The sequence below is a fragment of the Bacillus sp. JZ109 genome (assembly GCF_053903135.1).
The window spans coordinates 427933-440769 of record NZ_CP096388.1 but is presented as its reverse complement, the minus strand read 5'-3'; the positions used below and the strand labels follow the sequence as shown (position 1 = coordinate 440769).

Here is a 12837-nt window from a genome sequence, read left to right as displayed (position 1 = left end):
TAAAAAAAAACCATCTGCCAGCAGATGGTTTTGCCTCATACTTCATATAAGCAATCGTTCCTTTGAATCATCTCTCTCATGCTGACCGCTTTTTCATAAAAATACACCGCTTCTTTATATTGTTCGCGATGACTGAAATAGGAGGCAGCATCTAAAGCAAATTCTTCAATATATACGTACAGGCCCTTTTCTTCCATATAATCAAATACTTCTTGAATCATATCCAAATTGACAGATTCCACATATAATGCCTGCAGAAATTTATATTTTGCCAGACTGAAGAAGTCGTTTCGTTTTTGGGCAATGGCAATCCCTTTTTCATAGTACCGCATCGCGGCTTGGCTATCTTGTTTTTTGAAAAGAACGCGAGTCAGGCTGAAGAGCGCTTTTGGAAGCTGTTCCAGCTGATAATCCTCGAAGACAGGAAGCGCTTTTTCAAAGTATTCGGCGGCCTGATCCAGCTCCCCCTTGTCATCATAGCAATTCCCAATGTTATAAAGGGCTGATCCGATTAAACGGGGCTGTCCTTCCAATAAAGCAAGGCGATACGCGTCATCTAAATGTTCAAGCGCTTTTTCATAATTTCTGTAGTCAATGTAGTTTCCTGATATGACGAAATGGCATTGAATTCTTCTGACTCTGTAAAAATCGTGAGCCTTATACGTCTCCAGCGCCTGTACGGCGTGGTTCATGGAAAAGTGCGTCTGCTTCATAATATAAAAGACTTCCGCCACTTTAAAATGAAATTCCGCTCTTTCAATTTCATCTTCTACAAACGCAAGCATCTTCTCAGCTTTCCGATAAAAGGATATAGCCGAGATGTAATTGTTCTGTTCAAATTCGTACATTCCTCTAAACAAGTGAAAATAATACTCAGATAATCCGGAGATGCTGTCCTGATTGCTTTCCAGCGTTTTGATCAATTCACGATATTGAAGCTGAGATTCCTCGTGCAGGTCAGGCTTTACATAATCCAGCATAATTTGGTGCCGGTAGCTGATCAGCTGATAATACAGGAGAAGCAGCTGATCCTCTTCCATCTGTTCTATATCTAGATCAATTTCTTCCTTCAGCTTTACGGCATCAGCCACTTGAAATGCTAAAATGTGCTTATACCACTTATTGATTTTCACTCCTACTTGAGATGACGGGATCTCGTACGCGGCCATGCCCCTCCAACCCTTTCTAATTTTCTAATTGGTTATATTTTATCATAATGTATGGCTTTGGAATTAAATTTTCTTACAATGATTCCTTCTTTATGCCTATCCTTATATATTTCGGTTTTTATACGTATTTTTTGCACTCGGATTCTAATAAAAAAGCTTACCGGACAGTGCCGATAAGCTTTTGACTTCATTTTACCCGCCAATATAAGACATTTCCACTTTCTTTTTGCCAGATGCTTTTGATAGCGTACGATCGACTGAATACTGATCGATCCGATTTTTCCATACTGTCCCGATCATTTCTGATAGTTCGTCATCACTTAATTCCTGGCGAACCGGAGCTCTGAGGTCAAATCCGCTTGAAGCGAATAAGCAGGTAAACAGCTCTCCTCTTGCAGAAAGACGGGCTCTGTTGCAAGATCCGCAGAACGCATCAGATACAGATGATATGACGCCGATTTCTCCGGAGCCGTCCAAGTAGCGGAATCTGGAAGCCACTTCGCCTATATAATTAGGCGCTATCGGCTCAACAGGCATGTGTTCATTGATCAAATCTATGATTTCCGCCTTTGTCATGACGTCTTTTTTTTCCCATTGGTTGGTGTTGCCTACGTCCATAAATTCAATGAATCTCAGGATATGCCCTTTTTCTTTAAAATAACGGGCCATAGGCAGTATATCTTTTTCATTGACGCCCTTTTGAACGACCATATTGATTTTAACACCGAGCCCCGCTTGCTTCGCCGCTTCAATGCCTTCCAGCACCTTGCTGACAGAAACACCGCGCCCGTTTATCTTCTTAAAACGCTCGTCTTCTAAAGAATCAAGGCTGATCGTAACCCTTTTCAGCCCAGCCTCCTTGAGCCTCTTAGCATAAACAGGCAGCAGTGATCCGTTTGTCGTCATCGCGATGTCACGAATACCCGGTATGCGGGCCAGTTTTTTGATTAACTCCGGCATATCCTTTCTCATGAGGGGCTCTCCGCCGGTCAAGCGGATTTTTTCAACGCCAAATCTTGTGACAAACAATGTCGCAAGCCGTTCCAGCTCCTCAAATGAAAGCAGCTCCTCTTTCTTTAAAAAAGGATAATCAGGGCCGAATAATTCGGCGGGCATACAGTACGTGCATCGGAAGTTGCAGCGGTCTGTAACAGAAATGCGAAGGTCTCTCAGCGGTCTGTTTCTTTTATCCAACATCTGACGCGACTCTGTAATCATAGCTACAGCCCCTTCCTACTCCCTGATTCTCTCAGGGTGTGTATATACATTAAATGATCCGTTTCTGACAAATCCAATCGCTGTGATATTCAATTCTTCAGCCATTTGAATCGCAAGCTCCGTCGGGGCCGATTTGGAAATGACAATCGACACGCCGATTTTGGCCGCTTTTAACAGGACCTCTGATGAGATTCTGCCGCTGAACACAATCAGTTTGTCGCGTACGGACATCCCGTTTAAAAGGCAGTGTCCGTATAGTTTATCAAGTGCGTTATGCCGACCGATATCTGTGCGCATCAACAGAAGCTTCTCTGTGTCGCAAAGCGCCGCATTATGGACGCCTCCCGTATCCTGAAACGTCCCGCTCCCTTGCTGCATGTCTTTCATAAGCGCCAGACATGCCTCAGGCGATATCTTGATTTGGCTGACAGCCGTCTTGGCTGTTTTGACATCCTGCTGAAAATAAAAATGACGGCCCTTTCCGCAGCATGAGCCGATCACCCGTTTCGTATAATCCTTTTGATCCAATGTCTCAGGGTGAACGAGGTCGACATATACAAAACCGAGACTTTCATCTATTGTAAACCTTTTAATTTCTTTTTGAAATCGTATAACACCCTCTGATGCGAGAAATCCGATGACAAGCTCTTCGATATGCTCAGGCGTACAAACGAGCGTCACAAATTCACTGCCATTCAGTATCACTGTCAAAGGGAATTCCGTCACCATCCGGTCTTCTACTTTGCTTATTTCCCCTTGTTCATAGCGCCATACATCCCTGACCGCAGTTACTTTATCGTTCAATGTCTCTTCCCCTCCGCAATGTTCCTGCCTTTATATTTTTTCACACTCCTCGGATTTTGTCGAATTCTGAGACACAAAAAGAGCCCTCTATATAAAGGGCTTTCACAGGATGTGATGACGGCGGTGTTTAGGCAGGGCGCCTAAGCATTTAGCCACCATTCCTTTTACCAATGTGCATTGACAACGAACGCGGGGTTTGTCGACACGCTGAGAGCCCTCTATAGAAAGGACTCTATGGTTGATTATACTGATTCTTTTTCAGAACCGTAAACAGCACAATAGCTGCGATCAAGGTGAGAATGCTGACAAAAAAGAAGGCTGCCAGTTTTAGAAGAACACCAAGCAATATAAATGCAACGGTGGCTATAAGAAAAATCATTCCTAATAATTTCATATGTTCAACCCCTTTTTAGGGTATCATTCCCGCCCAAATTGTTTTTAAACCAATAAAAAAAGGCGCCTGGGGGAGCGCCTGATTTTTAGGTTCCTTACTCAGTAAATTTTTGTGCTTCTTTTTCCCAAGCCTGTTCGAACTCATCCGCACTGTTCGCTGAAATATATTCTCCGCCGCCAGCGACAGCTGCTTGTTTCATCTCTTCATTACCCTTGACATCAAAGTTGAAGCCAATGATGTTTACAATCGTATCCACATTTGATGCACGGAGCTTTTCGATTTCCGCCGCAGGGTCTCCGCCGCACGTTTCTTCACCGTCAGTGATTAAATACACCACGTTTTTCCCGTCTGCGTCAAATGCTTCAAATTCTTTTCTTGTGTCTGCAAGTGCTTTGGCAATCGGTGTCCATCCAGTCGGCTTGAGCTCACTCAATGAATTGTCAAACAGAGACCCTTCATATGGATGAAGACCGTAAATGGTTTCCGTCGTACTGCACGAAAGGGCTTTACCGGATAGTTTATTGTTCCCCGCATGCCCGAAAACGCGAAGCATAAGATTTGTATCCTTTGGAAGAAGTTCGGCAAAAGATTTTACTGATTTTTTGGCAATGTCTATTTTGCGCTCTCCTCCTGTTTTTTGAACCATGCTTCCGCTTCCGTCAAACAAAACAGCTACATTTGTATCAGCCTGTTTCTCAGCGGCAAAAGACGGGGAGGCAATGGAAACAGTCAACAATCCAATGATACCGGCAGCCAGCAATTTTTTCATACGATTACTTCCTTTCTTTTTCATATTTTCCAACTATATGTTGGATTCTTCTTTATGCTAGAATACGAAAATGCAAAAAGATATAGGACATGCTGCCTTTTGTGCTGCTTTCACGATCTGTCCAAAATCGCTTGAAATGCCGTTCATTTTTAGCCATTTCCGCCCAGAAAGCATAAACAGATTGTGTGATCATTCATTCTTTTTTCGCCTTGATTATGACAGAAAAACGGAAATCTGCTACTATGCTACAGGCAGACAGCTAATTAGTTTTGAAGTTTTTGTTACATACAAAAAGAGGCTGACCATCACCAGCCTCTTTTTTCTTATTTAGATAACATTAGTGATTGCTGAGTGAAAATTTTCTCAACATCTTTTTGGGTATAAGCCGGGAAGTATTCACCGCCGCCTACTTTCGCAATTGCGTTCAGCTGGCCTTTGTATCCCTCTTTATAATCAAAGCCGATCACATTAACAGTGATATTGTCTTTTTGCAGTTCCTTTGCTGTTTTAATCGGGTTTCCTCCACACGTTTCCTCACCGTCTGTCAACAGATACACCACTTTTTCCCCTTTTGCATCAAGCTGGTCAAAAGAAGATTTCGCTTCGTTCAGCGCTTTGGCAATTGGCGTCCAGCCAGTCGGCCCAATTGTATTGAGAGAATTGAGGAAGCTTTGCTCGTTAAAGCTTTGGAAGCCGTATACGTTGCGAATGGCTTCACATGACTGAACTTTTCCGGAATTTTTATTGTTTCCTTCAGAGCCAAACACGCTCATTTTCACCTGAGTTCCTTCTGGCAATGAGCTCGCAAACTTTGAAATTTCTTTTTTGGCTGAATTAAATTTAGATACACCATCTATTCTTTTCGCCATACTTCCGCTGGCATCAAGCAAGACCGCCACGTTCGCCGGCGCTTTAGCCTCCGTTTCTGTCTTTTCAGCTGCAAAAGCAGGTGAAGTTAATCCAAAAAGCAATCCTGTCATCATGATCAGTGAAAATCTTTTCTTCATGTTCGTACCCCTTTACCAATTTGTTTCTGCGTGCAGATGTTCAACGCTGAACATAATCTATCGTAATCAACAAAAACCGAGAAATAAATAGGGCGGGCTTCCCCATTGCTGTTGTTTACTTTTGCATAGAAACCTATGTTTTTATTAGTGATTTCCACCTAACGCCCCTATGAAAAGAGAAGATTGTCCGCCTTTCGGCTTTCGTTATATGAGTCTGTCGAAGTCTGTCGACAAATGTGGATGACTTTACCACAATCTCAAAGCCTGAAATCAGGAAAAAAGGACTGATCCTTAAAGACGGTCAGAAGCTCCTCTAAACCGTTTCAGCCGCTCTTAGATAAAAGACATTCAGGAACAGAAAAAGACGCCCAAAGAGCGTCTTTTTCTACTTTTTCGCCATATATTTATTCAAAAACGCATCTGCCTCAGAAATTTGTGTGCCTTGGTAATAGTACTTTACAATGTCATCAACCGTTTTGCCTTCTTTGGCCATAAAATTCGCTCCGTATTGGCTCATCCCAACACCGTGGCCAAATCCTCTCGTCGTGACTGTAATTGTGTCTCCATTTCGCTTCCATTCAAAATCGGCGGAGTTGAGACCCAGCTTTTCACGTATGTCTCTTCCTTTCAGCGTCTTGCCGTTAATGACGGCAGTTGCGACCTGGTGGCCCGGTGTCTCGCCGGTAATCTTCCCTACTGCGCTAGATCCATCCAGCTTGACGCCAAGCTTTTGCTGAAATTCTGCCGCTGTAAAGGTTTTCGTTGCCTTATATTTCGGAGACTTTTTATCCCATGGGCTTTTGACGCTTTTTAAATATGGGATAGCACTTGTCCAATAAGCTTCTGCATTCTCTGTGTAGCCGTTGCTTGTGGAGAAAAAGGAGGCTTCAATCGGCTGGTTGTTGTACGTTAAGATTTTGCCTTGCGTACTGGCTACCGCAGCTGTGATTTTCTTCAGTTTTGTCTCATAGCTTGTGCCCCACTGTTTTTTCAGCTCCGCTTTGTTTTTATACACCTGGAACATCTGTGTATCATCCACCAGTGAGCCTTTAGGAGCCTCAACCGCTGAATTTGACACCATCAGTCTGACAATAAATGTTCTGGCGGCGAGGGCCTGGGCTTTCAGTGCTTCAGATTCAAAGGTTGCCGGCATTTCGGAGGCGACGACTCCAATCACATACTCTTCAAGCGGAATGTTTTCTACGGATTGATTTGCGGTTCGATAGACGGGAATAGAAACAGGTGATGCTTTCAATGTTTCTGCTCCTTTCGATGCTGGTTTCGTGCTGACTGCTGTCTTTTCTGATTCTACGCTGGCCCCCGCTTCCTTATTATGCTGGAATGGTATAACCAAGAGTGTGGGAACCAAGAGAATCAATGCACATAGTACGGATAGTGTGATTGCGAATTGTTTCATATTCAGCTGCCTCCTGCTCGGGATTCGACTCTAGTCTAGTCTATGGGCAGGGACAAGCTAATATGACTCTCGTTTTGGACAGAAACTTTATTTGTCATTTACGTATTCTTTTTTGCTATTTTGCGCATAATGATGATAATACACAAAAAATAAAAAACCAGTATGCCAGAGTGACATACTGATTTTCAAGTAAGTTTATGCATTTAAGTCAGAAACGACTTCTTTATTCTCTTGCTCAGAAGCAGACTCATCATTTACACGTTCGATGTCTGCGCCCAGAGCGGCAAGCTTCTGATGGAAATCAACGTAACCGCGGTCTAAGTGCTTCAATTCAGTAACACGTGTGTGACCTTCAGCCACTAACCCCGCAAGAATCAGCGCTGCACCTGCACGCAAATCAGTCGCTGCAACTTCAGCTCCCTGAAGCTGTACAGGACCGTTAATGATGACAGAACGTCCTTCAATCTTGATATCACCATTCATACGGCGGAATTCTTCCGCATGCATAAAACGGTTTTCAAAAACGGTTTCTGTAATCATGCTTGTGCCGCTTGCACGAAGCAGAAGCGCCATCATTTGTGACTGCATATCAGTCGGGAAGCCCGGGTGAGGCATTGTTTTGATGTCAATCGGTTTAAGTTCTTTCGGGCCGATGACACGCAGGCCTTCACCTTCATCCTTAATTGTTACACCCATCTCTTCCATTTTTGCAATTAAAGAGGTGAGGTGCTCAGGAACCGCTCCTTTTACTAATACGTTTCCTTCAGTGATTGCAGCAGCAACCATAAATGTGCCCGCTTCAATACGGTCAGGAATAATATGGTGTTTTACGCCGTGAAGCTTTTCGACTCCTTCAATTTTGATGGTGCCGGTGCCAGCTCCGCGGATTTTTCCGCCCATGCCGTTGATATAGTTTGCTAAATCAACGATTTCGGGTTCTTTTGCCACGTTTTCCAGCGTTGTTGTTCCTTCAGCTAGAGCGGCTGCCATAATCAGGTTCTCTGTAGCTCCTACACTTGGGAAGTCCAGATAAATTTTTGCGCCTTGCAGTCGGCCTTTTACTTCAGCTTCAATGAAGCCATTACCGACTTTGATTTCTGCGCCCATTGCTTCAAAACCTTTTAAATGCTGATCAATCGGTCTGGAACCAATTGCGCATCCGCCCGGAAGTGCAACTCTTGCATGACCTGTACGCGCAAGAAGCGGCCCCATGACAAGCACAGACGCACGCATTTTACGAACATATTCAAAAGGTGCTTCAGTTTGCAAAGCGTATGAAGCATTTACAGTAACTTCATTATTTTCAAAATGCACATCTGCTCCTAAATGACGCAACACTTCGTTAATTGTATATACATCGGAGAGCGTAGGTACATCACAAATTACGCTTTTTTCTTCACTTGCTAATAAAGATGCAGCGATAACAGGTAAAACGGCATTTTTAGCGCCTTCAACTTTGACTGTGCCGTTTAACTTCTGACCGCCGCGGACGATGATTTTTTCCAAGGTATTCCCCTCCGCGTCCCTAAATTCTCTATATTAATATTCAGTCGTAACGATTGGTGTGCCAACCGTAACGGTATGTTTTCCGCCCATTCCTGCACTTCTAAGTGCAATTTGCAAATTCATTTTATGTTTCGAGGTCATAATGTACTCTTCCCACTCATCTGTAAACGCAGAAATAGAAACGAAATTTGGCTCAACTACATGTTCTACTGATCTTGCTTGAAATTCATTTAATAACTGATTTGCTTTTTTTTGCAAAACAATATTCATATTATCATCTAAGTGACCATTTAGACAAGTAAAAATAACTACTTTTTCTTGGAATATCCCAAGTGTCTCCCGTTCAAACTGTTCATATGTATCATTCCAGCTATCCGGTGTCTCTAGACTCATTTGCTCATATAATAAATACGAAGTTGGATTGTGTTTTTTGAGGGTTGTGACAAGCTGCAGTCTAAAAGAAGTACGATTTTTTTTGTCAGTATATGTGCCAATTGCCTTTATCATTTTATCTTCCCGTGCAATCACCCAATCATATTGACGATACTCTGATTTTAAACGTTGCACTTTTTGATAAAATTCTTTTTCGGTCAGTGACATGTTTTGTTTTGCATGCAATGTCCACTTATCTATTGACACATCTTGGCGTTCCATCCCCTCTGCCATTTTTGCTAACGGCGTTAATTCACTCGCATGAATGGTATGGAAAACAGCAATGACGAAGCTTAACATGACGGAAATGATAATAGCGTGGCTTACTTGTTTTTTCTTCATGTTCATCTCTCCCCCTTATCCCCAGTTTTACCGGAGGCAAGAGGCGCCATACGTAAAAATCTTCGTCAAAACTCGAGCTATTCGCTTCAACCCGCTTCTCCCAACCATTTAATGATAATAATGTTCAAAACCTATTAAAATAGATAGGGAAGCTGCTGTGAATAATTGAGATAATCTAAAAAGAAATTGGCAACGGCCGTTCCAATGGCAATTGTCAGCAAAATCATCAGGAGTCTAGCCTGCACGACTTTGCCTTTTTTGATTAACGGATCTATATTGACGGCTTGCAACGCCCACCAAGTCACTGCTATAAAAATCAGGTGAACGACAATGCCGATTGCAGCCTGCTGTCCCAATACACTCATCTATTACACTCCTTTCTCTGCGTTCATACCCTTTCTTATTATATAAGAAGCACAGATAAAGATGATACATTTTATACAGAACGGAATAATCAGCCAAATCTAGGGCTAATCCCCGCTTAAAGTGCGATTCTTTTACATGGTATACTTTATTGGAAAGGAGCTGGCAAATGTGAATCATTCTTTTTTTCAGCCTGAAAAGCAATATGGTGAGGACCTGCCAATTTTTGATCAGGAATGGGAAGCAATTGCATTCTATTATGATTATAGACAGTCACAGATTGAAGAACTGAATGAATTGTGTCAGTTTTTTAACATTTCTCTTACCTATACGAGAGAAAGCCTTGAAGAGCTTGAAAACCTTTATTTTCAAAGTATACAAGAGCTTTTGCTTGCTGATTGGAATCTTCCTATTGAAGAATTCGAGAAAATGATCAGTGTTTATCTTATAGATTGCGTGATTGCCCGCCATGAAGATGCTGAATGGGTTGTAAAACCTTATCCCTATAAAGACGGCGCTTATACACTTGGCTTTAGAAGACATCGCAAATCGTGGCATACAATGAATGCCTGTGATGGTTTATACCTGCGCCAAAAAGAGGATCGCCCGCTGTTATCGCTGTTTGATTCTCTTGTGCGTTCATAAAAAAATCCTTCTCATAAAGAGAAGGATTTTTCTTATTTCCCTGCTACATCCAATCTGTTCAAAGCCCGCTGTAACGCAAGCTCAGCCCGACGAATGTCAGTATCATCTGATTGAGTATTCAAACGCTCCTGCGCCCGCTGGCGTGCAGCTTCAGCGCGCTCTTTATCGATGCCTTCTGCTGTCTCGGCAGCCTGGGCAAGGATGGTGACCTGATCAGGACGGACTTCTACAAAACCGCCGCTGACGGCAACCATTTCAGTCTGCCCGTCTTTTTTCAGACGGACAGCGCCGATTTTAAGAGGAGCCACGGTAGGAATATGGCCTGGCAAAATACCGAGATCGCCGCTTTCGGCTCTCACACTCACCATTTCGATATCCGCATCGTATACTGGGCCGTCGGGAGTAACGATATTGACTTTAACGGTCTTCATGCTTTTACCCTCCTAGGACCAGATTAAACTTCTACACCCATTTCTTTTGCTTTCTCAACAACTTCTTCAATACGGCCTACAAGACGGAACGCATCTTCTGGAAGATGGTCATATTTACCGGCTAAGATTTCTTTGAAGCCTTGTACCGTCTCTTTTACAGGCACGTAAGAACCTTTTTGTCCAGTGAACTGTTCAGCCACGTGGAAGTTCTGAGAAAGGAAGAACTGGATACGGCGTGCGCGGTGAACGACAAGTTTGTCTTCCTCGCCTAATTCATCCATACCGAGAATCGCAATGATATCTTGAAGCTCTTTGTAACGCTGAAGCGTTGACTGTACTTCACGCGCAACCGCATAGTGCTCTTCTCCAACAATTTCAGGAGCAAGGGCGCGTGATGTAGATGCCAACGGATCAACCGCAGGGTAAATACCCATTTCAGTTAATTTACGCTCAAGGTTTGTTGTCGCATCCAAGTGAGCGAACGTTGTTGCCGGCGCCGGGTCAGTGTAGTCATCGGCAGGCACGTAGATCGCCTGGATAGATGTAACTGATCCAACGTTCGTAGACGTGATACGCTCTTGGAGCTGACCCATCTCAGTTGCAAGCGTCGGCTGATAACCAACCGCTGAAGGCATACGGCCAAGAAGGGCTGAAACCTCTGAACCCGCTTGTGTGAAACGGAAAATGTTATCGATGAAGAACAGTACGTCCTGTCCTTGTACATCACGGAAGTGCTCAGCCATTGTAAGGCCTGTCAAAGCAACACGCATACGTGCGCCCGGCGGCTCGTTCATTTGTCCGAATACCATGGCTGTTTTGTTGATAACGCCAGAGTCACTCATTTCGTAGAAAAGGTCGTTCCCTTCACGAGTACGCTCTCCTACGCCGGCGAATACAGAGATACCGCCGTGCTCTTGCGCGATGTTGTTGATTAATTCCTGGATTAATACGGTTTTACCTACACCGGCACCACCGAACAATCCGATTTTACCGCCCTTAATGTAAGGAGCAAGCAAATCAACAACCTTAATACCTGTTTCAAGAATTTCAACTTCTGTTGAAAGCTGATCGAATGAAGGCGCCTGTCTGTGAATCGGATCCTTTTTCGCATCCGCAGGAACCGGCTCATTCAAATCAATATTTTCTCCGAGAACGTTAAATACACGTCCAAGTGTTACATCACCAACCGGTACTGAGATTGGCGCTCCTGTATCTACAGCTTCCATACCGCGCTGAACACCATCTGTAGATGCCATTGCGATTGTACGGACTGTATCATCACCTAAATGAAGAGCGACCTCAAGCGTTAAATCAATACCTACTTCGTTTTCACTTGCAGCTGGCTGTGAAATTTTAATCGCATTATAAATTTCAGGCAAGTGACCGTCTTCAAAACGCACGTCGACGACCGGTCCTAATACCTGGCTAACGCGTCCTTTCTTCATCGCTATCCCTCCTGACAAAATCTTTCTATTCTAAAGCGGCTGCTCCGCCGACAATTTCTGTTATTTCTTGTGTGATGGCTGCTTGGCGAGCGCGGTTGTAAGATAGCGAAAGTGAATCGATAAGTTCCTTCGCGTTGTCTGTCGCATTTTTCATCGCCGTCATTCTTGCAGCGTGCTCACTTGCTTTACTGTCAAGAAGCGCACCGAAGATTAAGCTTTCTGCATATTGAGGAAGCAAAACCTCCAGAACCTCCTCTTCAGATGGTTCAAATTCATAAGACGCCGTTCTTTTTCCGCCGCCGCTGCCCAAATCAGATAACGGCAGAAGTTTTTTCTCCGTTACTTCTTGAGTAATGGCGCTGACAAAATGGTTATAAACAAGGTGCAATTCATCAAACGCACCGTCTATAAACATTTGGATCGTTTGACGGGCAAGATCTTTAATTTCTGTAAACGTCACTTCATCCCCAAGTCCTGTTAACTCGGAAATGATCGGAATCTCACGTTTCTTAAAGAAATCACGGCCCACTCTTCCGATGGCAATCACCGCATACTCATCCTTAGACTGATGACGTTCTTGCATGGCCTGATAAGCACTCCGTAAAACCGAACTGTTAAAAGCGCCGGCAAGACCGCGGTCAGACGTAATGATAAGGTATGCCGTTTTTTTCACTTCTCTGCTGAGAAGCATCGGGTGCTTCACGTTGCCGGAAACTCTTCCGACGTTTGACACAACCTCTTGAATTTTATCCATATATGGCACAAATGATTTTGCATTGTTTTCAGCACGATTCAGCTTAGCCGCAGATACCATCTGCATGGCTTTTGTAATCTGACTTGTTTTTTTCGTTGACGTGATCCTTGACTTAATATCGCGTAATGAGGCCAAAGATTT

15 protein-coding genes are annotated in these 12837 nt (G+C 43.6%); 1 reads left to right on the top strand and 14 read right to left on the bottom strand.

Annotated elements, in window-relative coordinates:
- Positions 1 to 35: 35 nt before the first annotated feature.
- The 11 genes from rapB to M1D94_RS02260 all read right to left on the bottom strand — a co-directional run bounded on the left by rapB (position 36) and on the right by M1D94_RS02260 (position 9423).
- Complete coding sequence (gene rapB, locus M1D94_RS02310; protein ID WP_014478242.1) at positions 36 to 1169, bottom strand: response regulator aspartate phosphatase RapB; 1134 nt, start codon at positions 1167 to 1169, stop codon at positions 36 to 38.
- Positions 1170 to 1361: 192 nt separating this feature from the next.
- A complete protein-coding gene (moaA, locus tag M1D94_RS02305) occupies positions 1362 to 2387 on the bottom strand; it encodes a GTP 3',8-cyclase MoaA (protein ID WP_015483814.1) in 1026 nt (341 codons plus the stop codon).
- Positions 2388 to 2402: 15 nt separating this feature from the next.
- The gene (fdhD, locus tag M1D94_RS02300; protein ID WP_003227709.1) at positions 2403 to 3191 is read right to left on the bottom strand and encodes a formate dehydrogenase accessory sulfurtransferase FdhD; all 789 of its coding nucleotides are present in this window, start codon (positions 3189 to 3191) and stop codon (positions 2403 to 2405) included.
- Positions 3192 to 3423: 232 nt separating this feature from the next.
- Entirely contained in the window at positions 3424 to 3585 is a 162-nt protein-coding gene (locus tag M1D94_RS02295; RefSeq protein ID WP_021480806.1) for a hypothetical protein, read from the bottom strand.
- A 94-nt stretch (positions 3586 to 3679) separates the two neighbouring features.
- The gene (locus tag M1D94_RS02290) at positions 3680 to 4354 is read right to left on the bottom strand and encodes a vWA domain-containing protein (RefSeq protein WP_003243553.1); all 675 of its coding nucleotides are present in this window, start codon (positions 4352 to 4354) and stop codon (positions 3680 to 3682) included.
- 52 nt (positions 4355 to 4406) lie between these two features.
- Complete coding sequence (locus M1D94_RS02285; protein WP_014478246.1) at positions 4407 to 4547, bottom strand: hypothetical protein; 141 nt, start codon at positions 4545 to 4547, stop codon at positions 4407 to 4409.
- A gap of 130 nt (positions 4548 to 4677) precedes the next feature.
- Positions 4678 to 5361: a vWA domain-containing protein gene (locus M1D94_RS02280; RefSeq protein WP_003227700.1), complete on the bottom strand. Its 684-nt coding sequence runs from the start codon at positions 5359 to 5361 to the stop codon at positions 4678 to 4680.
- A 385-nt stretch (positions 5362 to 5746) separates the two neighbouring features.
- The gene (spoIID, locus tag M1D94_RS02275) at positions 5747 to 6778 is read right to left on the bottom strand and encodes a stage II sporulation protein D (RefSeq protein ID WP_014478250.1); all 1032 of its coding nucleotides are present in this window, start codon (positions 6776 to 6778) and stop codon (positions 5747 to 5749) included.
- 195 nt (positions 6779 to 6973) lie between these two features.
- Complete coding sequence (murA, locus tag M1D94_RS02270; protein ID WP_003227695.1) at positions 6974 to 8284, bottom strand: UDP-N-acetylglucosamine 1-carboxyvinyltransferase; 1311 nt, start codon at positions 8282 to 8284, stop codon at positions 6974 to 6976.
- Positions 8285 to 8317: 33 nt separating this feature from the next.
- Complete coding sequence (locus M1D94_RS02265; RefSeq protein ID WP_032727046.1) at positions 8318 to 9058, bottom strand: YwmB family TATA-box binding protein; 741 nt, start codon at positions 9056 to 9058, stop codon at positions 8318 to 8320.
- A gap of 134 nt (positions 9059 to 9192) precedes the next feature.
- Positions 9193 to 9423 (bottom strand): DUF1146 family protein, encoded by a 231-nt coding sequence (locus M1D94_RS02260; RefSeq protein ID WP_003227691.1) that lies wholly within the window; start codon positions 9421 to 9423, stop codon positions 9193 to 9195.
- Between the two features lie 169 nt (positions 9424 to 9592).
- Between M1D94_RS02260 and M1D94_RS02255 the strand changes: the two genes are divergently transcribed.
- Positions 9593 to 10066, top strand: a complete 474-nt coding sequence (locus tag M1D94_RS02255; RefSeq protein ID WP_043940215.1) for a hypothetical protein — start codon at positions 9593 to 9595, stop codon at positions 10064 to 10066.
- Positions 10067 to 10098: 32 nt separating this feature from the next.
- Here M1D94_RS02255 and M1D94_RS02250 read toward each other — a convergent pair whose 3' ends face one another.
- From M1D94_RS02250 to atpG, 3 genes are read right to left on the bottom strand one after another with little or no spacing between them, the layout of a single operon-like run.
- Positions 10099 to 10497, bottom strand: a complete 399-nt coding sequence (locus M1D94_RS02250) for a F0F1 ATP synthase subunit epsilon (RefSeq protein WP_021480810.1) — start codon at positions 10495 to 10497, stop codon at positions 10099 to 10101.
- A 23-nt stretch (positions 10498 to 10520) separates the two neighbouring features.
- On the bottom strand, positions 10521 to 11942 hold the full coding sequence (gene atpD / locus M1D94_RS02245) for a F0F1 ATP synthase subunit beta (protein ID WP_003227686.1): 1422 nt from the start codon (positions 11940 to 11942) through the stop codon (positions 10521 to 10523).
- Between the two features lie 25 nt (positions 11943 to 11967).
- On the bottom strand, positions 11968 to 12831 hold the full coding sequence (atpG, locus tag M1D94_RS02240; protein ID WP_424926099.1) for an ATP synthase F1 subunit gamma: 864 nt from the start codon (positions 12829 to 12831) through the stop codon (positions 11968 to 11970).
- Between the last annotated feature and the right edge of the window lie 6 nt (positions 12832 to 12837).